The 23,339-nt window shown below is 33.1% G+C and carries 22 protein-coding genes; 4 read left to right on the top strand and 18 right to left on the bottom strand.

Features of this window, described 5'->3' with window-relative positions:
• Positions 1-7: 7 nt before the first annotated feature.
• The 8 genes from AC1VAQ_RS14765 to yjbM all read right to left on the bottom strand — a co-directional run bounded on the left by AC1VAQ_RS14765 (position 8) and on the right by yjbM (position 9,570).
• Complete coding sequence (locus AC1VAQ_RS14765; RefSeq protein WP_302597427.1) at positions 8-625, bottom strand: Yip1 family protein; 618 nt, start codon at positions 623-625, stop codon at positions 8-10.
• Positions 618-2,084: an NHL repeat-containing protein gene (locus AC1VAQ_RS14760; protein WP_302597426.1), complete on the bottom strand. Its 1,467-nt coding sequence runs from the start codon at positions 2,082-2,084 to the stop codon at positions 618-620. Before AC1VAQ_RS14760 ends, AC1VAQ_RS14765 begins: the two co-directional genes overlap by 8 nt.
• 12 nt (positions 2,085-2,096) lie before the next feature.
• Positions 2,097-2,969 carry a carbohydrate ABC transporter permease gene (locus AC1VAQ_RS14755; protein ID WP_302597423.1) on the bottom strand — a complete coding sequence of 291 codons (873 nt, stop codon included), beginning with the start codon at positions 2,967-2,969 and terminating at the stop codon, positions 2,097-2,099.
• A 1-nt stretch (position 2,970) separates the two neighbouring features.
• Entirely contained in the window at positions 2,971-3,930 is a 960-nt protein-coding gene (locus AC1VAQ_RS14750) for a carbohydrate ABC transporter permease (protein ID WP_330697543.1), read from the bottom strand.
• Positions 3,931-3,945: 15 nt separating this feature from the next.
• A complete protein-coding gene (locus AC1VAQ_RS14745) occupies positions 3,946-6,840 on the bottom strand; it encodes an extracellular solute-binding protein (RefSeq protein ID WP_302597422.1) in 2,895 nt (964 codons plus the stop codon).
• A 473-nt stretch (positions 6,841-7,313) separates the two neighbouring features.
• The gene (locus AC1VAQ_RS14740) at positions 7,314-7,661 is read right to left on the bottom strand and encodes a hypothetical protein (protein WP_479904090.1); all 348 of its coding nucleotides are present in this window, start codon (positions 7,659-7,661) and stop codon (positions 7,314-7,316) included.
• A 148-nt stretch (positions 7,662-7,809) separates the two neighbouring features.
• Positions 7,810-8,724 (bottom strand): homoserine O-acetyltransferase MetA, encoded by a 915-nt coding sequence (gene metA, locus AC1VAQ_RS14735; RefSeq protein ID WP_302597442.1) that lies wholly within the window; start codon positions 8,722-8,724, stop codon positions 7,810-7,812.
• Between the two features lie 72 nt (positions 8,725-8,796).
• Positions 8,797-9,570: a GTP diphosphokinase gene (yjbM, locus tag AC1VAQ_RS14730; protein WP_330697544.1), complete on the bottom strand. Its 774-nt coding sequence runs from the start codon at positions 9,568-9,570 to the stop codon at positions 8,797-8,799.
• Positions 9,571-9,754: 184 nt separating this feature from the next.
• Between yjbM and AC1VAQ_RS14725 the strand changes: the two genes are divergently transcribed.
• On the top strand, positions 9,755-11,287 hold the full coding sequence (locus AC1VAQ_RS14725) for a putative polysaccharide biosynthesis protein (RefSeq protein WP_479904089.1): 1,533 nt from the start codon (positions 9,755-9,757) through the stop codon (positions 11,285-11,287).
• Positions 11,288-11,307: 20 nt separating this feature from the next.
• Here the strand turns inward: AC1VAQ_RS14725 and AC1VAQ_RS14720 are convergent, their stop codons facing one another.
• Positions 11,308-12,627: a replication-associated recombination protein A gene (locus AC1VAQ_RS14720; protein ID WP_303243874.1), complete on the bottom strand. Its 1,320-nt coding sequence runs from the start codon at positions 12,625-12,627 to the stop codon at positions 11,308-11,310.
• Between the two features lie 316 nt (positions 12,628-12,943).
• On the opposite strand from AC1VAQ_RS14720, the gene AC1VAQ_RS14715 reads away from it, so the two are divergent.
• Both AC1VAQ_RS14715 and lysA read left to right on the top strand, forming a co-directional pair.
• The gene (locus AC1VAQ_RS14715; protein ID WP_302597415.1) at positions 12,944-13,630 is read left to right on the top strand and encodes a TrmB family transcriptional regulator; all 687 of its coding nucleotides are present in this window, start codon (positions 12,944-12,946) and stop codon (positions 13,628-13,630) included.
• A 22-nt stretch (positions 13,631-13,652) separates the two neighbouring features.
• On the top strand, positions 13,653-14,903 hold the full coding sequence (lysA, locus tag AC1VAQ_RS14710) for a diaminopimelate decarboxylase (protein WP_302597414.1): 1,251 nt from the start codon (positions 13,653-13,655) through the stop codon (positions 14,901-14,903).
• A 209-nt stretch (positions 14,904-15,112) separates the two neighbouring features.
• Here lysA and AC1VAQ_RS14705 read toward each other — a convergent pair whose 3' ends face one another.
• The 6 genes from AC1VAQ_RS14705 to AC1VAQ_RS14680 form a co-directional block, all read right to left on the bottom strand.
• A complete protein-coding gene (locus tag AC1VAQ_RS14705) occupies positions 15,113-15,259 on the bottom strand; it encodes a hypothetical protein (protein WP_479904088.1) in 147 nt (48 codons plus the stop codon).
• Positions 15,260-15,632: 373 nt separating this feature from the next.
• Entirely contained in the window at positions 15,633-17,873 is a 2,241-nt protein-coding gene (locus AC1VAQ_RS14700; protein WP_479904087.1) for a type IV secretory system conjugative DNA transfer family protein, read from the bottom strand.
• The gene (locus AC1VAQ_RS14695) at positions 17,870-18,049 is read right to left on the bottom strand and encodes a hypothetical protein (RefSeq protein ID WP_479904086.1); all 180 of its coding nucleotides are present in this window, start codon (positions 18,047-18,049) and stop codon (positions 17,870-17,872) included. Before AC1VAQ_RS14695 ends, AC1VAQ_RS14700 begins: the two co-directional genes overlap by 4 nt.
• A gap of 11 nt (positions 18,050-18,060) precedes the next feature.
• On the bottom strand, positions 18,061-18,294 hold the full coding sequence (locus AC1VAQ_RS14690; protein ID WP_479904085.1) for a hypothetical protein: 234 nt from the start codon (positions 18,292-18,294) through the stop codon (positions 18,061-18,063).
• 235 nt (positions 18,295-18,529) lie between these two features.
• On the bottom strand, positions 18,530-18,772 hold the full coding sequence (locus AC1VAQ_RS14685) for a hypothetical protein (protein WP_479904084.1): 243 nt from the start codon (positions 18,770-18,772) through the stop codon (positions 18,530-18,532).
• Positions 18,769-19,587, bottom strand: coding sequence for a hypothetical protein (locus AC1VAQ_RS14680; RefSeq protein ID WP_479904083.1), 819 nt, complete (start codon positions 19,585-19,587; stop codon positions 18,769-18,771). Before AC1VAQ_RS14680 ends, AC1VAQ_RS14685 begins: the two co-directional genes overlap by 4 nt.
• Positions 19,588-19,716: 129 nt before the next feature.
• On the opposite strand from AC1VAQ_RS14680, the gene AC1VAQ_RS14675 reads away from it, so the two are divergent.
• A complete protein-coding gene (locus AC1VAQ_RS14675) occupies positions 19,717-19,920 on the top strand; it encodes a helix-turn-helix domain-containing protein (RefSeq protein WP_479904082.1) in 204 nt (67 codons plus the stop codon).
• A gap of 31 nt (positions 19,921-19,951) precedes the next feature.
• Here AC1VAQ_RS14675 and AC1VAQ_RS14670 read toward each other — a convergent pair whose 3' ends face one another.
• From AC1VAQ_RS14670 to AC1VAQ_RS14660, 3 genes are all read right to left on the bottom strand, one after another.
• A complete protein-coding gene (locus AC1VAQ_RS14670) occupies positions 19,952-20,593 on the bottom strand; it encodes a hypothetical protein (protein ID WP_479904081.1) in 642 nt (213 codons plus the stop codon).
• Between the two features lie 263 nt (positions 20,594-20,856).
• Positions 20,857-21,885, bottom strand: a complete 1,029-nt coding sequence (locus tag AC1VAQ_RS14665) for a hypothetical protein (protein ID WP_479904080.1) — start codon at positions 21,883-21,885, stop codon at positions 20,857-20,859.
• The gene (locus AC1VAQ_RS14660) at positions 21,857-23,071 is read right to left on the bottom strand and encodes a hypothetical protein (protein ID WP_479904079.1); all 1,215 of its coding nucleotides are present in this window, start codon (positions 23,069-23,071) and stop codon (positions 21,857-21,859) included. The genes AC1VAQ_RS14665 and AC1VAQ_RS14660 overlap by 29 nt, the downstream gene beginning before the upstream one ends.
• Between the last annotated feature and the right edge of the window lie 268 nt (positions 23,072-23,339).

Here is a 23,339-nt window from a genome sequence, read left to right as displayed (position 1 = left end):
GCACCCCCTAAATCCTATATATGATTTCAGTATAAAGACTTCTAAAGAAGTTCCACACCTGACTCATCAGTGACCCAATTAGTAACATGATAAATAAAATAATCATAATACTTATAAAGGTGAGGATAATGGTTTGAACTGTTTTTGCAACGGTATAATTATGAACACTCATAGTCCCCACAAACAAAAGCACGATAAACCAAAATATTGCAATCCCCATTATAATAAAGTAAAATTCTTTCTCAGCTTCTACAAACAAGTTACTAAGTAAGGTAGCTGGAATAAATGTCAAAATCATAGGTGTTAAGGAATATGCTGCTGCCATAGCAATCTCCTTAAACTTGCCCTCTCCATCTGTCAGTGTTGTAATGGACCAATTTCCTACACACCACAGTGCAAAGACTAAGCAAATTGTAAATAAATCCATCAAACTATTATAAGAAAGCGGATTATTTTCATTAATTACAAAGCCTGCATATTGCTTTTGAAAAGAGTACGAAATACAAAATAAAAATAAATTTACAAAGATAATACTCGTCTTGCCTTGACCATGTTTCATTGTATAAAAGCCATCTACAGGATGGGTAAGGGTATACAATGGATTTTTAAAATATTTTTTAAGCATCTACCTTTTTCCCCTTTCCTTTGAATTTATATTTTTTATAAGCTTTTACACCGATTACAATAACAATGATGATACAAATGCCTGTCATAATATTGTTTAGGTTATCTTTTAAAACTTCATTTCGATAGCGCTTAAAGGCTACAGAATAATATTTCTTATCCATACCTTTTTTAAGATAATCCATAGCTTCCTTATTACGGTTTGCTGCTAAATAAGATTTACCAATACCTACATAAGCAAGTTCATAATTAGCATCTAACTTCAGCACCTCTTCCCAATAAGTAACAGCCTTTGTTTCATCCCCATCAAACCTTAGTGAAACAGCTGTATTGATACATTTGCCATACTTGGTAGGTTCAAATACAACAATCTCCCCACGCCCTTCATCTAAGACATATATATTATCATTTTTACATTCTAAGGCTACTGGTTTCTTAAACATACCAAGTGCTGTACCCATCCCCCCAAATACATAGAGAAGATGTCCTTCACTATCATAAGTAAAGATTTTACCTTTCTTGCTATCTAACGCACTATAAATTCCCTTGTCACGATATTTAATATCATTAAAAGTACTGCGGCCACTATATGGTCCACTCATACGATACTCCAAGTCCCCTTGAATCTTACGGTTTGTATAATTAATGAGTACATTTTTACCACTTGGATTAAGTTTTTTAATGGTTTCCTCATTTGTATAATCAACATTAGTGGCATAGATAAAACCTTCATCATCAATATCTACGTTGGTAAACTCCGTTGGAATGAAAAGCTGCATCTTTGCACGCTGTTCCTTAGTTGCAATCAGTCGCCAAAACCAATCGATAGGGCTTACTTCTACTTTAATCGTCCCAAAGTAACCTAAGAATTTTCCTGTATCATCAAAACTAATTAGGCCTTGGAAGACATTTTTAGCCACAACATATACACGATCTGCAGAATCGACAGTTACCTTCATTGGAATAAAGACGAAATCTGCACCTAATGTTGCATCTTGCGGTGCGGTGTAAATGCGATTAAGTTTCCCCTGCGGTGTCATTTCTACAATACGATGATTATCCGTATCTGCTATATATAATGTGCCACGACTACTAATGCATAAGCCATTTGGATTATTAAAGGTATCTAAGGTGCCTGCATTATCGAAGCTTGATATTTCTCTAATAAGCTTAAAATTTTTATCAAATACAACAATGCGGTTATCACCAGAATCTAACACATAAACATTTTCATCATCATCTACAACAAGATCTGTAGGTAATGTAAACTTACCAACCCCTAACTCTTCACCAGATATACTCTTAAGTGGTGTATAAGGAACTGGTGTAGGTACTGAATATTCCCAGTAATCATAGGTATAACTTTGATATGGTAGCGTGTTACCATAGGTTACTAGGCCTTGTGTACATATAAGTAAAAAACATATACAAAATACTAGTAGTTGTTTTCTTCTCTTCACCTTAACCCCCCCTTAATCCTTCATACCTGATGTTGCCATCGTTTCAATAATTCGACTTTGGCTAAATACAAAAAGTAAAATTGGCACACTCATCAGTATTAATGCACCTGCACTAGCTGCACCTGCCCTGGCTACACCACCAAGCGCAATTTGGTTAATCGCATAGTTAAGGGGTTTAAGCTGCTCGTCTCTTAAGAAGTAACCACCTGTATTTCCCCAAACTTGTTGGAACATCAAGATAATCAGTGTGAGCCAAGCTGGCTTAACGTTTGGCATGATAATGGTCCAGAAAATCTTAAATTCAGAGGCACCATCAAGCCTAGCTGATTCAATGAGCGAATCAGGAAGTTGCTCCATGAACTGTTTCATGAGATAAAGTCCTAATGAACTTGCAAAAGCAGGTAAAATGATTGCTAAGTAATTATTGTTAATACCTAATTTTGAAATAATCATATAGTTAGGAATAGCTGTAACGTTATAAGAAAACATAAGTGATAATACAACTATTGAGAACAATACATTTTTACCTGGAAAGTTATGCTTAGCTAATGGATACGCCGCTGCTGATGCAAGTATAACGTGTCCCACTACACTAAATCCTGTAATAATAACTGTATTAAAGATATATCTGCTAAGTGGTACCCATGAATTAGATAAGATTACGCCTAAATCTGAGAAGTTATCTGTCGTTGGATTATGTACAAAAATCGTTGGTGGAAACTTATAAAGTTCATTAAGTGGTTTAAAAGCAGTATTTAAATTATATATCAGTGGCAATGCCATAAAGGCACCAACAACGGCTAAGAATAAGAAAAGTGCAATATCGCCGCCTAATGAACGATTTAGACGCTTCTGGCGTCTCTTTAAAAGTCTTCTCTTTTTCATTCTAGCTTCCCACCTTTCTTAATAATCTTTGAACAAGTTTATTTGTCACAATCATAACTAAGAATAATATTGTGGCAATTGCTGACGCATAGCCCATTTCAAACCTTAAAGTACCATAGTCAATAAGGTGGGTAACGATTGTAGAACCCGCATAGTTAACACTAGGCGAACCCGCAAGCTGAATCGATACATCGGATACAGCAAATGACTGTGTAATCTGCATAACGGCTCCGAACATCAGCTGCGGTTTCATAGAAGGGAGTGTAATATACCATAACTCTTGCCATCTATTTTTGATGCCATCCACAGCCCCAGCTTCATAGAGAGATTTATCAACAGTCTGAAGACCTGCAATAAATGCAAGGAACCCTGTTCCAAGACTGAGCCATAATTGCACAACGATTAAAATCGGCAAAATATATTTGGCATCTTTGAACCATTGGATTGGCTGACTAATCAGCCCAATATTTAATAAAATACCATTCATGTACCCTTGTCGATCACCACTAAATACAATAGACCATATAAAATACACGTTACCTGCAATAGATGGTGCATAGAAAATAAGTGTCATGAGGGCCCTAAGTTTAGGCTTTAATTCATTGATAATCCATGCAAATACGAAACAAGCAAAGTAACTAACTGGCCCCGTAATAACTGCAAAAAGCAATGTATTCTTAACAGCAATGACGAAAATATCATCCTCTAAAAATAGCCTTGTATAGTTATCCCAACCTACGAAGGTAGGCATCTCTAACATATTGAAATTCGTAAAACTGAAAAAGATAGAAATAAGTACTGGTAGCACTGTAAAGACGATAAACAATATAAAGTATGGTGCTAGAAGTAAATACGACTGTTTATTTTTCTTCATTTCTTTCCATAAGGTGTGTTCCTTCTTTGCCTTCTTACCCATACCAGGATTTAGGCTTAAGGCATCTGCCTCATTTGGTTTTCCCATCATTTCCCCTCCCCACTACTCATCTAATCCAAACTCTTTACGCTTATTGGTAATCTCATCATCAATATATCTTACAGCATCCATTAAAGCTTCCCTTGCACCAACTTCTTTATCTACTACAACCTTGTAAAAAGCATTGTTAACATTTCTAGCTGTGTAGTAACCACCTGGTACTTGTGGAATACCTTTAACTGTTTCAAGTTGTGCCTCTAAGTTCTTATAATCTTGAATTGGCCAAGGTAACTTAGAAAGTGCTGCCTTATTTGCTGTTGGATATCTTGCTGCTGCACCCATTAAGCCTTCCATTTCGCGACCATACTGTACTTGAATTTCTTCTGAAGTCCACCATTTAAGGTACTCCCAAGCTGCTTCTTTATCTTTTGATTGTTCGAGAATAATCATACCTGTACCACCAGCTGTTGAGCTTGTATTGACACTGCCATCCTCCATTACAGTGCCTGGCATTGTAGTGAATCCCCATAAACCATCTATTTCTGGTGCTGATACCTGGAGTGTATTGTAGGTCTGGTAATCTGCAATACCAATTGGTACTTCTCCTGTCCTAAATCTACTTACAAAGTCATACTCTCTCGTTAGTGTATAGTCTGTATAGTACTTCACCCATTCTTTGAAAGTATTAACCCCTGTATCACTATCTAATGCAGAAGCTTTTGCATCATCTGTATAAAATTGTCCATCTTGTTGATAAAGGAAATTACCATAAACCATATCTGCATTTAAAACATTAATAACAGGTAATCCTACCTCCATATTATTTTTGCTAAGGACAGATAAACATGTTTTTACTTCATCCCAAGTTTTAGGTACCTCAAGATCTAATTCTTTTAAAATATCTTTTCTATAGAAGAGCATAAAGAATGTCTCAGTCTCAGGTAATGCATACGCAGCGCCATCAAATGAATATGGCACTTTCGCACTATCATAGAATCGCTCTGCGACCTGGTCATAGTCTGGGAACTGTTTTAAATCAATCGCTGCCCCACGCATTGCAAAGTTTAGTGGCACATCATTTGTAACTTGCATAGCTACATCAGGGCCTTCCCCGGAAAGTGTTGCTCTTAAAAGCACATCTGGTTGAACTAACATTAAGTTAACATTAATACCTGTTTCAGGCGTAAAGCTTTCATCAATAAGTGCTTTGATGGTATTCGCTTGGTCACGACCTGTTGGAACCCATACAGTAATTGTTCGTGCTTCTTTGTCTTCACTGACATTTCCAATGGCATTGTAGTCAATAATAAATGAGTAATATAATTTTTGTACGTTATGCCACATGCGACTTGCTAAGGAATTATTAGTTTTAGGTAATTCTCCCCCTGGTGCCACAACATACAAAGCATCTATTTGTAATGGTGCTTTTTGCATATCAATTAGCCAAGTACCTAATGTACCAATATTAAGCTTAAAGTCTGCAAGTCTTGAAATAATCTTTTCAATATCCTTATTAAACATATCTGTTTGTTTTGCAACTGTAAGTAAGATTGCATCCTTATCACTTGAGCCCCCTACCAGCTCTTGAAGATTTTTAGCAACCTCATTTAATCTGTCTCTTTCTTCACCAAACCCTTCAATAACATCAGGTAATACACTTGTTAATTGATAATCTCTATATTTATCTGGCTCTACTCCAGTTACCATGATTACCTTACGATAAAGTTCATTTAAATTTTTAACCCCTAGCTCTACTTCTCTAATAAGTGGCGCTAAATCTCCTAGTGTTGCTTCTAGTCTTAAAGTATGTTGTCCCTCTTCCAAGTAAAATAAATATGGATTTTCTCCATCTCCAATAAACTCTGTACGCCAGTTGCTGTCGTACTTATATGTAAGTTGTTCGGCTTCTTTAAATGGCACTTTGCCATCTATTGTTAGCTTTCTCGTAACAGGAATACCTCTTATAAAGTTCTGTTTGAGATTTAACCCTAGTTCATAAAGCCCTGTAGCTGGTACATTAATAGTCCATTCAATCCACTGACCTGATGTATTCCATTTTTCTCCCCCTATAGTATTCATTTTGATTTCAGATGGACTATAAGGTGTAATGGCTGGGCTTGAGTGATCTGTTACTGGATAAAGCATTGGCGAAGACTTAAGGCTTGCTTTTTCTGCTTCTATAGTAATTGTCTCCCCGCTTGCCTTTTCATAACCCTTTGCTGTATATTCTGCCATTTTCTCTTCATAACTCATCACTTCTTCTCTAGGTTTTAATGTAATCTTACGAATTACCATTGGCTCCCTTTGAGAAACAAATGTAATCGTATGCTCACCTTTTGAAAAATAAAACTCAAAAGGCTTATTGTAGTATCCGCTTGAATCCCTTACAAGCATCTCACTCCATTCTGGTGCCTCTACTTGACTAGGTTTTAAATCATTTCCTTGATTATCTACTTCTATCTCGTCTCTTTCATTATCCCAAAAGCGATTAAAGCTTATGATACTTGCCTCCTGAAAAGGAAGCTGCCCATCAATAAAAATGCCTCTTTGAATATCTGAACTCTTTCCTTCAATAGGATAGTACAATACGTCCAGGTTATAATATCCTTCTTCTTCAATATTGACCTCCCATTCTACAAGGCCTTCTTCTTCTGTAAAAATACTATTACCTGCTTGTCCTTCATAATCCGTTAAAACCTTTACTTCCATGCCATCACTACGTACATAGTTCTCTGCTTCAATAGCAACCTCCTCGCTCGGTGAAGCTACTTCTTCTGGCAAATAATCTGCATAACGCTTAACTTCTGTATACGAAGATAAATCATCCATATAGGTGTCTAAACTTTGGGATGTCTGACTATACACCAGCTGTTGCGGAAAAACTTCAAATAACATACTAAGTAGTGTGAACATTGCAAGATACTTTTTCTTTACTTTGCACTTACCTATTTTCTTCAAGTTCTATCCCCCCATACTATACTTTTCACCCTTTTTGCACGATGGGTTAATTACCTTTAAGTAACTTTAATATATATTTAAGTTAAGTAACTATTTAGTGCATATGGTGCAAATTTTTCTGAAAAGTATTAAATTGTTTATTATAAAAATACTATAATATTTATTTAGTATAGTCAATGTTTTCATTAAATATACTTAAAAAAACTTTGCATTTTAAACTTATATTTCTGTTTTTTAATTAACAAATTATATACTTGTTACAATAAAGTTAATAATCCCAGATTTTTTAAGTACACTAAATCATACGTTTAAGTTTTCTCCATCACAAAAAGGAGTACTATGAAACAGATTAATAGTTTCCTAACACTCCTTTTAAGACCTTAACTAACTATTACTATAATTTTTTATACAAAAAAAGCGTATATCATCATATTTATGTAGTGATATACGCTTTCATTAAGAGCTGTTTACTATTATTTTTCTTCTTCTACTTCTTCTGTTTTTTCAGAAGCTGTTTGTTTTTCCTTACTTGCAAAATCATCTTGATGTGCTTCATCTTGATCGTAATTCATAAAATCTTTGATTTTTACATATTCTACGCCTTCTGTACTAGCATCTTCATCTCCATAAAGATCTTCATCAAGATCATCATAATCTTCATCATCAAATTCATCTTCGAAATCTTCATCAAAGTACTCATAATGTTCTTCTAAATCTTTACTTTTACGATGTGCTACCCATAAAACAACAGCAACTAATGCAAGTACGATGCCAATAACTACACCAAACAGCATTCCTCTTTTAGCTTTTTCTTGTCTCATAAATTCCCTTACCTCCTCCATTGTTAATGGTATCTCTCTCATGCTACACTTTCTGCAACTCATTCAATCAGCTCCTTATTATTCCATATAATGTTATTATAACAAGCTATTCATCGTATAACAAGTACACATGCTTTTATAGATATGTTTATCTAATTTCAGATAAATTATACGGTGTGACTTGATATACATAATAATTTAACCAGTTAGAAAAGATTGTATAAGCATGAGACCTCCAGCATACATTAACACCGTCTTCTCTACAATCATTATTAAAATAATTAACTGGTACTTCTATTGATAAACCTTTTTTCAAATCTCTTAAATATTCTTCTTCTAAAGTATTTGCTTCATACTCAGCGTGTCCTGTCATAAAAATGCGTTTACCATCTTTTGAACACATCAGTGTAGGGCCAGCTTCCTTAGAGGTTAATAATATTTCTAAGTCCTCACATACTGCAATATCTGAAGTTCTTACTTCACTATGTCTAGAATGAGGTATGTAAACAATATCATCTAATCCTTGAAGTAATTTTTCAAAACTTACTGCATGATGCTTAAAAATCCCAAATTTCTTTTGAGGTAAATTATATTTAGGAATATTATAGTGATAATAAAGCCCAGCTTGTGCCCCCCAGCAAATATGGAACGTAGACGTTACATGTGTTTTAGTCCATTCCATGAGCTCTTTTAACTCTTCCCAATACGTAACTTCTTCAAACTCCAACTGTTCAACCGGCGCACCAGTTATAATCATACCATCATATTTCTCATCCTTAATCTCATCAAAGGTTTTATAAAAAGTTTGTAAATACTCCTCTGATGTATTTTTGCTATCATGAGATATAGGTCTTAGCAAAGTAAGATCTATTTGTAATGGTGTATTACTTAAAAGCCTGATAAGTTGTACTTCTGTTTCTTTCTTTTTAGGCATTAAATTCATAATACCAATCTTAAGCTCTCTGATATCTTGGGTAATCGCCCTTGTTTCATCCATTACAAATATATTTTCTTTTTGTAATATCTCTATTGCTGGTAATGTATTAGGTACCCTAATTGGCAATTTCACTCTCTCCTCTTATTTTAGATTTGTAACTGCCTTCCCTATCTAGAATATATACCTTAATGCTTATTTTTATAAAGTATGCTCTAAACTCTCACTAAATTCTTTGAGTTTATGCATATCGCCTTCTTCCCATAATGACCAAAACATTTCGTAAAGTTCATTCATGTCCTTTTTATTTTTCTTTTTATTTAAAAACTGAATACTACTAAAGATATCTCCAATTAAATTAGACTCTTGTTGGAAAGATTCCTGGCATTTTAAAACTTCTTCTCGAATCTCTGCCATTTCTTGATCTAGTAAAGAAGCTGCTTCTGCGGCTTTATTTAATCTTTCTTGGATTTCTTTAGGCATATTTTGTTTATATTTATATCTTAAAGAATGTTCAATCGTTGCCCAAAAGTTCATAGCAAGTGTACGAATTTGAATTTCTGCAAAAATCCACTTTTCACCATGTCCAGTTTGCACTGGATATCTAATGATAATATGATAACTACGATACCCACTGCTTTTTGTATTAGTTATATAATCTCTCTCTTCAACGATAACTAAATCTTTACGGTCTCTTGCTCTTATAATATCAATCACTTTATATATATCTTCTACAAATTGACACATAATACGAATTCCAGCAATATCTTCTATCTTTTCTTCTATCTGATCTTCTGGAATTTGCTTCTTCTTTGCCTTCTCTAATATGCTAGATATTTTTTTAACACGACCTGTTACAAACTCTATAGGTGAATATTCATCTAAACTTATAAATTCACTTCTTATACTTTTAAATTTCACCTTGAGTTCTTCTACTGCTTGTGTATATGGTAATAAAATTTGTTTCCAATTCATTACTTCCACGATGACTTCACCTCCACTTAAAATCCCCTATTGCTTATTATATCTAATTCTCTGTCTATTCTCAACCAATAACCCTTCCTTATCATTAACTTTTTATGGATAAGCTTCATATTTTTAGCTTTGTCCACATAGATTGTAATAGTATATTTTTATCAGCCACAGAAAGGAGATTATAATGAGCAAAAAATCATTAATACAAGGCACCCTAGTTCTGACCATTGCCAGCCTCATTACCAGACTTCTAGGCTTTGGCTTTAGAATTTATCAGTCTAATGTCATGGGTGCTGAAGGTATGGGGCTTTACCAACTTCTCTTTCCTATCTATATGCTCCTTTGGGCGGCTTCTTCCGCAGGCATTGCTTTAGCTATCGCTAAAATGGTTGCCGGAGAAATAGCTAAGGGTGAACAAGGTAATGCTATACATATATTAAAAACTTCTTTACTTATTTCTCTACCTATTAGTTTGTTACTTTCAGTTTTACTTTATGTGTTTGCACCCTTTATTGCCACCTATTATATTCATGAACCTATAACAACCATGTCTCTTAAAATTCTCGCTACTTGTATTCCCTTCATGAGTACCGCTTGTTGTATAAGGGGGTATTTTCAAGGCCGTCAAGAAATGTCTATTACCGCACTTGCTCAAATTGTTGAACAATGTGGCCGTATGCTTGCCATTTACATGTGCGCAAGTTTCTTTGTTTCAAAAGGTATTGAATTCATATGTGCTTTAGGTGTAATCGGTATGTGTGCTGGAGAAGTTTGTTCTCTTATTCTTTCATATACAGCATTTTGCCTTAAAAAACGTAAAATTAAGCTTACGCCAGTCACATTACATACTTCGCCTACCTTTAATACACTTTTAGCACTATCTATACCTATTACTGCAAATCGTTTTTTGACCTCTGCTTTACAGTCACTTGAAAATATACTTATTCCTATCGGCCTTCAAAAGTTTGGATTATCTTCTAGTGGTGCGCTTAGTTTATATGGTGAATTTAGCGGCATGGCACTGCCACTGCTCTTTTTCCCTTCTATGGTAACTTCTTCACTTGCTACAGCCTTAGTTCCTGCAATCTCTGAATCTGTAGCCATGAACAACAAACCTAGACTTCAACGTACACTTTCAATGTCTATTCAGTTTTCATCTTTAATTGGAATTGGTGCCACAGCCTTATTCCTCTCTTTTCCTAAAGAAATAGGACTTGCTTGTTATAAACTAGAAGAGGTAGGTAATCTTTTAAAACTACTGGCTATTATCTGTCCTTTCCTATACTTACAAAACATCTTAACTGGTGCTATGAATGGTCTCGGGCTTCAAAAGAAAACATTTCAAACTAATATTATAGGTTCATTGCTTTGCATTTTGGCCATCCAGATATTAGTTTCTCAAAAAGGTATAGTTGGTTTCGTTATTGCCATGCTCATTCAATCTGGTGTTATTAGCTGTCTCCTTCTTTGGCAGGTTCTTAGGAATATTTCTCTCCCTATCAACCTGATGGGCTGGATTATACAACCTACTATAGCTGCTGTTATTAGTAGCTTAGGTGCCATTTTCATTTATCGCCACTATATTGCATCTGCATGCTCTTTAGTCATTGGCACAATATTAGGTATACTCCTACTTGCTAGCTTCTACATTGTCCTTTTGTTTGCTTTAGGATGCATTACAATTAAAGACATCAAAAGCTTTATGGCCTCTTCTTAAAAGAGGCTTATTTTTTTGCCTTATTCGCCTCTTCTTTCTTTAAGACTTTCTTTCATCTTCTTTTCATAGCCTTCCTCTGTAAGCTCATAATACTTTTTATCCACTAAAGGATCGGGTAAATACTGCTGATTCACATAATGGTGTGGATAATTATGGGCATATAAATAATTCCCGCTATGTTCTAATGTCTGCAGGTTACTATAATGGTGATTTCTGAGATGGTTTGGTACCGTACCAATATCACATGTTTCAATATCACTGATTGCACTATTGATAGCATTATATGCGGCATTGCTCTTAGGTGCCGAAGCTACATATAATGCGGCCTGGCTTAAAATAATACGTCCTTCTGGCATTCCTATCTGTTCAACTGCAAGCATAGCATTCGTTGCAATTACTAACGCCATAGGATCTGCATTGCCGACATCTTCACTCGCACAAATCACAATACGTCTTGCAATAAACTTAGGATCTTCTCCTGCAGCAATCATACGTGCTAAATAATGTGTCACTGCATCCGGATCACTACCCCTCATACTTTTTATAAATGCAGAAATAACATCATAATGATTATCACCCTTCTTATCATAATGAAGCGCCTTCTTCTGCATACACTCTTCAAGAACTGGTACTGTTACGTGAATGATGCCATCTTCACTACGTTCCGTCGTCATAACGGCTAGCTCTAATGCATTTAAGGCACTTCTCGCATCACCATCCGTACGCTGTGCTAAATAAGTAGCAGCTCCTTCAGTAATCTCTGCCTTATATGCCCCTAGCCCTCTTTCCTTACTGCTAATTGCTTCTTTAATAATCTCTTTAATATCATCTGATGTAAGGGGGAAAAGTTCAAACACTAAAGAACGAGAAATAAGGGCTCGATTCACCTCAAAATAAGGATTTTCAGTCGTTGCACCTATTAAAATAATCGTACCGTCTTCTGTATAAGGTAATAATGCATCTTGCTGGGCTTTATTAAAGCGATGAATCTCATCTACAAAAATAATTGTCTTTTTCCCACTCATTCCTCTTGCTACTTTAGCATCTTCTACAGCTTTTACAATCTCACCTTTTCCAGCTGTCGTGGCATTTAATACAATGAAATTTGCTTTTGTAGTATTTGCAATGACTTTTGCAATAGTTGTCTTCCCTGTACCTGGTGGACCATATAATATAAGTGATTGCAACTTATCTGCTAAAATTGCACGATATAAAAGTTTATCCTTTTCTAAGATATGTCTCTGCCCTACTATTTCACTAAGTTTAGTAGGCCTCATACGTGATGCTAAAGGAGACTCCTCTTGGCCTTTCTTTTCATTCATATATTCAAATATATCCATGACCTACCCTTTCTATCGCTATATTTTGTTTTGTAACATAGTTTTTTAAAACCATAGTATAAACAACCTTATTTATTATAAAGATAAGATATGTATTTTTTATTATAAGAGATACATCTTAGAAATACAAATTGCAGTTTTATAATTACAATTTTTGCGTTTTTTAGCTTATCTCCTACTAATCGTTGTTTTTTAACACATTTTTCGCATATAATGTATTATGCATTAAATTCTTTTATATTTTCTATATTTTATTGACTTTGGACACTATTTATTTTATAGTAGTACTAAATAAAACTACTACTGGAGAATTGCAATGCATTTTAATGATACACTTTATAAATTAGGTTTTTCGCCTATTGAAGCTTCTGTTTTTATTACTTTATGTCAGCACGGTAGTTTAACTGGCTACGAGGTCGCCAAACTTACTGGTATTTCGCGCTCAAATGTTTATGCTGCTCTATACAGTTTACAAGATAAAGGAAAATGTTTTGTCTCCGAGGGGGAGTCTACTAAATATATTCCTATTTCTAAAGAAGAGTTACTTCTTACTACAAAACGTGAAATGAAAAATACACTTGCAGAAATTGAACTTTATTTCCCAAAAAGCGTTACGGTAAACGAGCCTTATTTAACAATTCGCGGCTATGAACATGTGGTTAATAAAATTAAAAATCACATTTTACTTTGTGAATCTCATCTTTATATCATGAGCACATCAAAGGATATCATTTTGCTCCAAAATGAGTTAACTCAAATAAGTAGTAATCATAAGGTGATCATCATGTGTGAAGCCCCCCTTCACTTAGATAGTCATATTAAAACTTATGTGCACACTCGTCCAATTGAAGGGTTTTATATGATTATTGATACAAAAACAGTTATAACAGGCGACTTATCTGAAGAAAATGCTCAGTGCCTTTATTCTACAAACGAATCTCTTGTACGCCTTATGCGTTCATCTTTTACAACAGCACTGGATATGATAAGCTTACAAGCTTGATAATATTTTGAGGAGGATAATTATGCATACTTTACATGGTATTTTTACAAAAGAAACAAATTTCTATAAAGGTCATGATGTTTATAATTTAATCGAACAATATGGTAGTCCACTTTATGTTTATAATGAAGATATTCTAAGAACACGCTGTCGTGAAATGAAACACCTAGTAAGCTACGAAAATTTCGTACCCCATTACTCTATTAAAGCCAATACAAATATTCATCTATTACGCATTGTTCATGAAGAAGGCTTACATGCAGATGTCATGAGTCCAGGTGAAATCTACCTTGCACTTCAAAGCGGTTTCAAACCAGAAGAACTTTTCTTCATTCCAAATAACGTAACAGCTGAGGATATGCAATTTGCTATCGACCATGGCGTTATGACAAGTGTGGATTCTTTAGATCAGCTTAAACTTTATGGGGAACTTAATCCTGGTGGCAAAGTAGCCATTCGCTTTAATCCTGGTGTAGGCGCAGGACACTGTGAAAAAGTCGTAACAGGCGGTAAAAAAACTAAATTTGGTGTAAACCCAGAATATATTCCTGAAGTAAAACGTATTCTTGAAACTTATAATCTTACTTTAGCAGGTATCAATCAACACATTGGTTCACTCTTTATGGATTATGCCCCATATATTGCAAGTTTAGACTCTATCTTAAATATTGCAAGACAATTTGAAGATCTAGAGTTTATCGATCTTGGTGGCGGTTTCGGTGTTCCTTATCACAAACAAGACGGCGAAGCACGTCTTGATATTCATGCACTTGGCGAAAAACTTGATCCCGTTCTTTCAGCATTTTCAGCTGAGTATGGCAAAAAAATTCAGTTTCAAATCGAACCAGGGCGTTATATTCCTTGTGAATCAGGTTTACTTCTAGGTAAGGTCACTGCGACTAAAACAAATGCTGACCATAAATACTTAGGTACAGATATTGGCTTCAATACACTTCAAAGACCTATTATGTATGATTCTCACCATGATATTGAACTTTATTCACAAGAAGAAAAAAGTCCATCTGTTTCACCACTTACTGTAGTCGGTAACATCTGTGAAAGTGGTGATATCTTAGCCAAAGACCGCATGCTACCAGAGGCTTGCCGCGGTGACCTTATTGCTATGATGGACGCAGGTGCATATGGCTACTGTATGGCTTCATGCTACAATCAACGTTTTAGACCTGCTGAAATCCTTATTGAATCAAATGGGAATGTAAAACAAATTAGAAAAAGAGATACACTAGAGGACTTACTTCGTAACATGCTTTAATCCCTAATTACGAAGCCGACTCGTAAATACATTGACTCTAGTGAAAGCAAAAAAAAGAAGGCCATTGGGGTTTGGCCTTCTTTTCGTTCCGTTCATATTTTATAAACAGGAGTTACGTATTTTCAATGCATTTATACACCATTTGTTAGTAATATGTTAGTTATAAATCATAATTGTGTATTGCTTATATATATAAATGGTCACTGTAGTTATATCTTACAGTGACCATTTTTTATGATTATTTTTTTATAAGTAAGCTTTCCATTAACTTCTATGTAAATAACATGTTCTGGAATGTGTTCAATATTTTCTTTGATACATTCTTTAAGTTCTGTTTCTGCTAATTTATTTTTCATAACCATTCTCCTTTTAAAAAAATCTATGTATTAAACAAAATAAATGATTACTAAATATACAATGAGGAATTAATCATGAAAAATATTATTATCACATAGAAGTAATGTGACTTTATAATCAATAAAATTATACTATGCTAAATACATTATGTAAATAAAAATATTCACTATATATAATGCAACAACAACAACCTCCGCTAGTCGGAGTTTCCTTTACTCTTCTTTACTTTACTTTACTTTGCTTTACTTTACTTTACTTTGGTGATTTCTGTAGTACATAAACTAATTTAAAACGAGTTTATAAAAGTTTATGTATGCAATAACTCGAAGTTGTATGAGTTTATGCATACATAAACTAGATTAATACTTATTTTTATGAATTATATAAGTCTGCTTCATATGCTGAGTACCCACCACTATAGGAGATTAGATTCAAACTATGGTATCTCTTAAGGTTTAATAAATCATCTACTGTAAAGCCATGTTGTTTAAATTCATGCTCTAAACACTTAAAATTCTCTTTAGCTGTCTTTTGCATTAATACATAGCTAGCCCCTGCACTCTTAAGTCCTTCATTCAACTCCTTAAGGTCAATTAACTGGTGTGCTGTAAACACTAAACGTAGCTGAAACTTTCTACACTCTCTTAATATATTATCCAATGCCTTATAAGTTGTTGGTGCCTGAAATATTTCATCAAGCAGCAGATGGTATCTTAAAGGCTTTTCTTGATATGCACCTCTAATATTACATGCAAGCCATATCTTACTAATAAAAAATGTGGTTAATACATTTCTTACATGTTGACTCCTAAACTTATCAGCTCTCATCTTAATAAGTATTACCTTGCTATTATCCATGGCTTTAGCAAAGTCTATGTTTGTATCAGCTGACCTATTAAACATAAGCCTCATTCTTACATCTTCCCTAAGAGCATTTATTCGGTCCATGATATGCTCTATCTTTGAATATTTTGTACCTACTACATTACCTGCCTTATCTACGTCATCTAGTTGCCTTAATGTTTCTATCTGATCACTTAAGTATGGTAAGTATTCAACTGGAACCTTTGCTATGAACTTATTCCTTATTTCATGGTTTTCCAGTACCTTTATTACATCCCTTAAACTCATTTTATCATGTATAAGAACTATATCAGCAGCAGAAGTGAAGAACTTTCTCATTTGTCCGCTTAAGGGTTCACCAATATATACTGCATCTATGAGGCTAGTTACTTGCTGCTGGTGTAAATTTGCACTTTCTATGCGTTCAAAAGGTGTATTCCCTTGTACTTTATACTCATTATAGGCAAAAGCTTGTAGGCTTGATTCTTGGCTCATATCGAGTACTATTAATCGTTCTTTAGGCGTTATAGCTTCAATTTTATTAGCTAGGTCACAATTTTTAATATAGTCAATTACAATTAATCCTTCACCTGCAGCTATCACATCTTTTGCATATTGTAAGTTTTGAAACGTCTTACCGGCTCCCATAGGCCCCAATAATATTACTGGCAAGTTAGCTATTTCTCTATCATTACTAAAATATGTCTGTACTGTATTCCCCTTATAAGTTGACTTACCTATTTTAATATATCCTTTTTGTAATTCTTGAGGAACAATAGTCTCTTGTATATTGACATGCTTTATTTTATGTCGTTCAAGTAAATCACGACCAGGTAACTGTATTAAGCTACTACTTTCATCTACACCTATCTTATTAATAGCTATATGTTCTAACGTTCTGACCTTGCTGTATTCAAGTTCGTTATCACCATTAACACTATAAAAACTATTGCAAGATACTAGGGCATTATTATTTGCCCTAGTGCTATCATCACTACTAGATATAATAGCTATTTGACTATTTATCACTATATCACTAGCTTTTCTTAATGTCTCTGCTGAGAGTTTTTTCACATTTTCTTTAAAGATTTCGCTTAATTCTTTAAAAGGATTATCTATCTTATTACCAAAAAGTCCATCTACAACATTTCCTATAAACTCCAGAGCACTAATAATGCTATTAAAAATAAACCTTTTTGCATTACTTGTGTGTGGAATAGGGATATTATTCTTATACTCTTCATGTATCCTTCTTGCCGAGCTATTCCATCCATATTGACTACATGGAGTAAAATTATACATTACTGTTACTCTATCACCAAACTCCATTATATCAACTACATTTAATAAACTATTAAGCAATGCATTGCTTTTTTTATCTACACTTAATGACATAGCATTATTAAGCTTATACTCTAACTGATAAAAAACACTATTAACACTAAAAGATTCTACTTGATCCACTTCTTTAACTGTTGCCTTATTCCAAGTATCTTGTATTTTCTCTTTTAACATCAACTTGTATTGCACTGGTACTACAAAGTAAAATCTTACATCATCTTTATAAATATCAATCATATACGTACATTTGAGCTGGCTTTCAATTACATACTTTTTTTCTTTTCTTCCTATGTACCTTTTCATGCTAGATATTACCTTAGCAATAGAACTTGTATTATAATTCCTACAACTAGAATGTGGTATCACTTGCAAAATAGCATAAGTTGGATTAACTATCTCAAAGTACTTAGTTATTTTCATGCTTTTCATATTATCGCCTTAATCATTGTAACAAGTATAAATACAACTGTAGCTGATACTGCTATTTGCGTACCTGCCTTAACTTTTAATAATCTTAATACTATACCAGTGCTTACAACTATTTCGCAAATCGTCTTATTAGATAAAATAGTAACTGCTAATCCTATGCTAATCGCTTTAAACATAATATTACCTCCTAGCTTACGCAAACTATTATCCAATCAAAAAATTTTGTAACACCATAAAGCACTCCAACTCCACAACCGTATTTAATGAGTGTGGAAACCATACCTGCTATATCCTGCTTCCTCATATTCTTGGTAATATCTAAAGTGGTGCCAATTGCTGCTATAAAATAACCGCCTAAACGAATAACCCCTAGTACGTTATTCCCTTGTGTATTTATTGCATTTAAAAAGTTATCAAACATAATGTATATACCTCCTTGAAAGTGTTAATACTTATTAAAAATCTTTAGTAGGAAGTGATAATATGTTTTACTTTTTCTGTGGTTATGTTGCTTGCTATACCGTTGCTTGTGCAGCACAATTATTTTTATAAAACTGGTTAAAACATGCATATTTTAAAATTTATTAGCATACGCTTGAAGTGTAGCGAATGCGAAGGCGTAGCCGAGAAGTAGCACGCTTAAAGCAGAGTGGGTATTATAACCCTTTAAAACCACCTAAAACTGATTGAATACTACTCTCCAAACCTCCCATTGTGGAGGTATTTTTTGTTTCTGCATATTTTTTTATAAGTTCTATCACTTTATCTTCTGTAATTCCTTCTTCTTCTTTCTTGAGTAGTTCTACAACATAACTACTTAATTTTCTTTTATGTTTTAATTCAAGTACCTTACCTATAAGCTCTACTTCATGATCTGGAATATAAACTTCTATTTTCATTTCCAAATCACCTCACTTAACAAGTAAAGACCTCTAACATTCTCCCAGATTGCATCCTGTATTAAGTAGGCATTGTCAAAACTCTCTCTAAATACATTTGCGTACTTTATAGAGCCACCGCCTGTAAAGCGGTATTGGATATTTGTTGGGTAATTCATCTTCTTAAGCTCATGTTTTATTTTTGTTACATATTCATCTATAACATTCTGACACTGTGGATTATCTATTAAATACTTAAGTTGATAATCTGGTACATTTACTAACTCACTTTGTTGTAATGCCATTCTAAATCTATTCTCTAGCATTATTGCCCCTAATTGACAACTAAAAGCTGTACCAGGTACTAGGTTCCCATTATCAAAAATCATGCAATTTATAGTTAGTCCGCCAACATCCATAAGACATACTAATTTATTTTTATACCAAGATAAATCACAGAGTGTAGCCGCAGCACCTTCTGGATATACTTCGCATTCTTTTACATGGTTCAAACTTAATATCCATTCTTTGTATTGCTCCCTAGCTGTTACATTACTGTATGAATTAATAGGTAATGCACTCATTACTCTTACTTCATTATCTCGTGTAGCTTTATTAATCGCATAACTTATACAAGCCTTTTGCGTAAAGCTTACGGTCTTATCCAGTTCTAAGTCATTACTTCCTACACCTACTTTATACTTATATCCATCTAGTATCAAATTAGCTTCATACTTATCTAGTGCTTTTGTAACTTTACTTTCAAATATAAATTCTTTGTTTGCTGTTTTAACTTTAGTTGCAAAGTATCCATTATTTATACAGATATTCTCCATATAATCATCCTTTCTCTATCCATCATTTATACCTACAATCTACATATATGTGGAGTTATCTTTATTTATTACTAGATTTATAGAATTTTTTTACTAATTATGGTAGCTTTATTTTAAGAGGGTGATTCAGTGATTGATTATATTGGATTAGATATAATGTTGCGTAAAAGAAATAAGGATAGAAAGTACCTAAATGAAAAACTTGGTATTAGTTGGACCACTATAGCAAAGTTCAAAAAAGGAGAAAGTGTAAGCGTATCTGTACTAGAGCGTATCTGCTTAGACCTAGATTGTGACATAGGAGATATTTGCACAATAAAAAAAGACCAGTAGCGTTTTATTGAAATGCTACTGGTCTTTTTAATTATCTTAATGATATTTCATAGTTATATCCATATATACTGAATTGAACTTTTATTGACTCACTGCTACTCTTAGCTTCAACTGGAAGTGTCGCTATATAATGTAGATTAGCTGATTTAAGTGGTTCTACTTTAGTTATATTTGAATACGTAAAGTTTGTTCCACCTGATTCTTCTATTGTAGAAAATGTACTATATTCATATCCATCACCATATATTACCTTCATATTTGTTATTTCATCAGCATTAATACCTATAGTTGAAGTATTCTTGAAGTTAAGTACTATGTCAAGATATGTTTCAGCTGGGTCTTTAACCTCATAGTATGTATAGAATGATGTTGGATTAGGGGGCTCAATCTTTTGTGCTAATGCGTATGATGAAATAGCAAATTCACCATATCCATCTACTGTACACACCTCATTTAATTTTATTTGTTTATACTTACTTTTTTCTTCTTCAATCTTAATCTGCTTTTCTTTTTCAGCTTCTTCATTGTTTTTATAAGTTTGCAATTCATTCTTTAAACTCTCGTTTTCAGATTGTAGATTTTGTATTTGTTCTTGCAGTGCCGACTCATTTCCACACCCTGTGCATAATACTGCAAGTGCTAATACAAGCATAGTAAATAAGTTTCTTTTCATTCGAAATCCCTCCATGTTAAAAAGTATAATAAATAATAACATATAGTAATATAAAAATTTTGTCAAAAATTGTAGATAGTGTGAATTATAATATAAGAATAATATAAGATGCAATTATAATAACTTCAAATTCAGTGCCTATTGGAAGTACTGACCACCAATTAACTTCTTTAAGCTCTCCAATGAACTTATTAAACATAAAAAGACCACACCCTTTCATTAGAGCATGGCCATAAACCTTTATTCCTATTCAAACTATTATTTTATTTAAACAACTGCTTACTAGAATGAGTAACTAAATCTATATACTTATTATGTATGATATCTAACAGATTCTTTTTATCATATATTATACTTTTATAATCATCATCATATAGGTTAACTACTACTATACCATGTTTTAAATACTTCTCCCATGCCAAATCATCACAAGTAGCCGCCCATTTAATCCTAGAAATTATCATTCCAAATTTAATTCCCATTGTATCCATAATTGATACCAATTTATTAAAATAAGTATTTCCTGGCACACTTTTTTCATTTTTACATTCCATAATAAAAACTGGTCCCATTACTTCAAACATACTATGTTTTATTATACATTTATTCTTTATACAGCAGTCAATTTGATTCACATTCTTCTTTTTCCTAAGTTCAGTTGAAGTATCAAAACCTGGTACTATTTCAAATAAATATGAAATAAATTTATCTAAAGCAGCCCCTTTTGCAGTTGTATTGGCTCCGTAATCAGCATCAAGAGCTGTAAATAAATGCTCTAACTTTTTATACTCATTTACATCAGGGGCGAAGTAAAAAGAATCTATTACCTTTATATCTTCATTTAATCCTTTCGTTAAAGAATTTTTTATATCTAAATCTATTTTAGCAACAGTATTACTTTTTAAAATACTATACGCTCTATCAGGCTGTTTGATACGTTTATACATGATAAATATATCATCACTTGTTGGCTCAATGTCTTGTTCACATTCATAACAATATATGATTTTTGATAAATCCTCTACTAAATTTTTTTTATCCGTAATTTTTAATGTAAATTCACATTCTGGACATGTTATTGCATAACTGTGTTCTAACACTCCTATTTTACATAATTCATCTAGCATACTCTTTACTAATTCATATTGAACTCCGAAAGTATTAGATATATTTTCAACGGTAATTCGGTCTGCAATAGAAGATGGTAAAGATGCAAGCCATACATCCAGTTGCTCAATAAATGGTTTCATAACATTATAACAACTAAGTGTTAATAAATCTGGATAGTACATACTGAATATCCTCCTCTTCTACATATCTTGGTAATTTTATTATACACCAACCTTTACTTACTTCAAATGAAATAATGAATGGTTCACTTCCAAAATATTTATTTTGTTGTCTAGCGTGACAAAAAGATACTGAATCACAACTCTTTGACGATTGAATTGACTTCTTGGTATCAAAAAACTTTTCTTTACATTGCAACGGCTCATGATTAGAACTTGTAGTAGAATGTTTGGTCTGTTCAATATCTGTAGATGAAGTTTTTATCGGATAAAATACTCTATCTTTTTGCAAATCTTCTTTTTTTAATCTGGTTACAGATAAGTATTTTTCAATAAAAATATTCAGATCTTCTTTCATATGAGTATAATAAGTATCGTCTATTTTGAATTCATTTTGTATATGACTAATAAATGTATCTATGTTAGCTGAATATCCGCTTACTAAGTCTGCTATAAACTGAGGTGTAAAAGTAGAGTCATTAAAAAGATTATATATATAATTTTTGAATCTATTTGTACTGTCATTTCTATTCAAATATTCTATTTCAAATGATTGGCTAATAATTCTACTTACTTTTGTGCATAAAACATCTACATTTTGTTTTAAATTATCTTCAGTAGATAAATCTGGTGTATATAAAAATAATCCCTTTTTGGACTTTGCTCTAATTTGCATAACTCCATTCTCTAAATCCATATCAACATAAATAGGATACGAAATTGTCTGCTTAATAAATTTGTTATTAACTTGTATCAATTTAATCACAAATTCAAAGTAAATCACTTTGACCTCATCATCTTCTAATTTATATGTATATTTTTGAAGCAATAATTCTTTAGTTGCATTACTCATATAAATATCTACTTGAGGACAATTAGGAAATTTCTGTTTAAGTATATTATCTACCATATTAGGATTTTTTAAACCTTCTAGTAGAACTTGATTTTTAATAACATATTCTTTTAAATATATATGTTTTATTCCTTCTTTTAAAACCTTATTAATCCAACTCGAAAATTTAACTAAATTTTCTTCACTTTCTTCTGCAAAAGTAATAATACTATTTATTATTTCATCTCTAAGGTATCCAGCCTTTATTTGCTGCTGATCACAAAAACGTCTCATTGCAGGTATAGTAATATACTCTTCCGAGTCATTTATAAAACAATCTGGAATATTAATCTTCATTTTATCCTCCACTATACTTTTTTATATTTTATGCTATAATAGAGGCATGAAAACATACTATAGCAAAGAACCTGTTTTGTAGACGGCAAATCTTACAGGTTCTTTTTATTTTACTATTTTATACTTAATTTTTCTACCATTTTTATGATTTTTATTCCTCATTATACAAAACTGCATTTTATTTGCCCTAATAAAATCCGCCTTTTCTTTTTGAATCGAGTAGGAGGATAACCATTAATTGATTATCCGACCTCTCACACCACCGTAC

Source organism: Cellulosilyticum sp. (genome assembly GCF_982396655.1).
The sequence above is the reverse complement of the archived record's forward strand: the minus strand, read 5'-3'. Positions and strand labels throughout refer to the sequence as shown.

Bases quoted from the DNA above. Each gene is read 5' to 3' on its own strand.
- lysA (WP_302597414.1), top strand. From the start codon at position 13,653: ATGCATACTTTACATGGTATTTTTACAAAAGAAACAAATTTCTATAAA.
- AC1VAQ_RS14700 (WP_479904087.1), bottom strand. From the start codon at position 17,873: ATGAAAAGCATGAAAATAACTAAGTACTTTGAGATAGTTAATCCAACT.
- AC1VAQ_RS14740 (WP_479904090.1), bottom strand. From the start codon at position 7,661: ATGAGACAAGAAAAAGCTAAAAGAGGAATGCTGTTTGGTGTAGTTATT.
- AC1VAQ_RS14680 (WP_479904083.1), bottom strand. From the start codon at position 19,587: ATGGAGAATATCTGTATAAATAATGGATACTTTGCAACTAAAGTTAAA.
- AC1VAQ_RS14765 (WP_302597427.1), bottom strand. From the start codon at position 625: ATGCTTAAAAAATATTTTAAAAATCCATTGTATACCCTTACCCATCCT.
- AC1VAQ_RS14725 (WP_479904089.1), top strand. From the start codon at position 9,755: ATGAGCAAAAAATCATTAATACAAGGCACCCTAGTTCTGACCATTGCC.
- AC1VAQ_RS14670 (WP_479904081.1), bottom strand. From the start codon at position 20,593: ATGAAAAGAAACTTATTTACTATGCTTGTATTAGCACTTGCAGTATTA.
- AC1VAQ_RS14665 (WP_479904080.1), bottom strand. From the start codon at position 21,885: ATGTACTATCCAGATTTATTAACACTTAGTTGTTATAATGTTATGAAA.
- AC1VAQ_RS14750 (WP_330697543.1), bottom strand. From the start codon at position 3,930: ATGGGAAAACCAAATGAGGCAGATGCCTTAAGCCTAAATCCTGGTATG.
- AC1VAQ_RS14705 (WP_479904088.1), bottom strand. From the start codon at position 15,259: ATGAAAAATAAATTAGCAGAAACAGAACTTAAAGAATGTATCAAAGAA.
- AC1VAQ_RS14695 (WP_479904086.1), bottom strand. From the start codon at position 18,049: ATGTTTAAAGCGATTAGCATAGGATTAGCAGTTACTATTTTATCTAAT.
- AC1VAQ_RS14685 (WP_479904084.1), bottom strand. From the start codon at position 18,772: ATGAAAATAGAAGTTTATATTCCAGATCATGAAGTAGAGCTTATAGGT.
- AC1VAQ_RS14660 (WP_479904079.1), bottom strand. From the start codon at position 23,071: ATGAAGATTAATATTCCAGATTGTTTTATAAATGACTCGGAAGAGTAT.
- AC1VAQ_RS14755 (WP_302597423.1), bottom strand. From the start codon at position 2,969: ATGAAAAAGAGAAGACTTTTAAAGAGACGCCAGAAGCGTCTAAATCGT.
- AC1VAQ_RS14720 (WP_303243874.1), bottom strand. From the start codon at position 12,627: ATGGATATATTTGAATATATGAATGAAAAGAAAGGCCAAGAGGAGTCT.
- yjbM (WP_330697544.1), bottom strand. From the start codon at position 9,570: ATGAATTGGAAACAAATTTTATTACCATATACACAAGCAGTAGAAGAA.
- AC1VAQ_RS14715 (WP_302597415.1), top strand. From the start codon at position 12,944: ATGCATTTTAATGATACACTTTATAAATTAGGTTTTTCGCCTATTGAA.
- AC1VAQ_RS14690 (WP_479904085.1), bottom strand. From the start codon at position 18,294: ATGTTTGATAACTTTTTAAATGCAATAAATACACAAGGGAATAACGTA.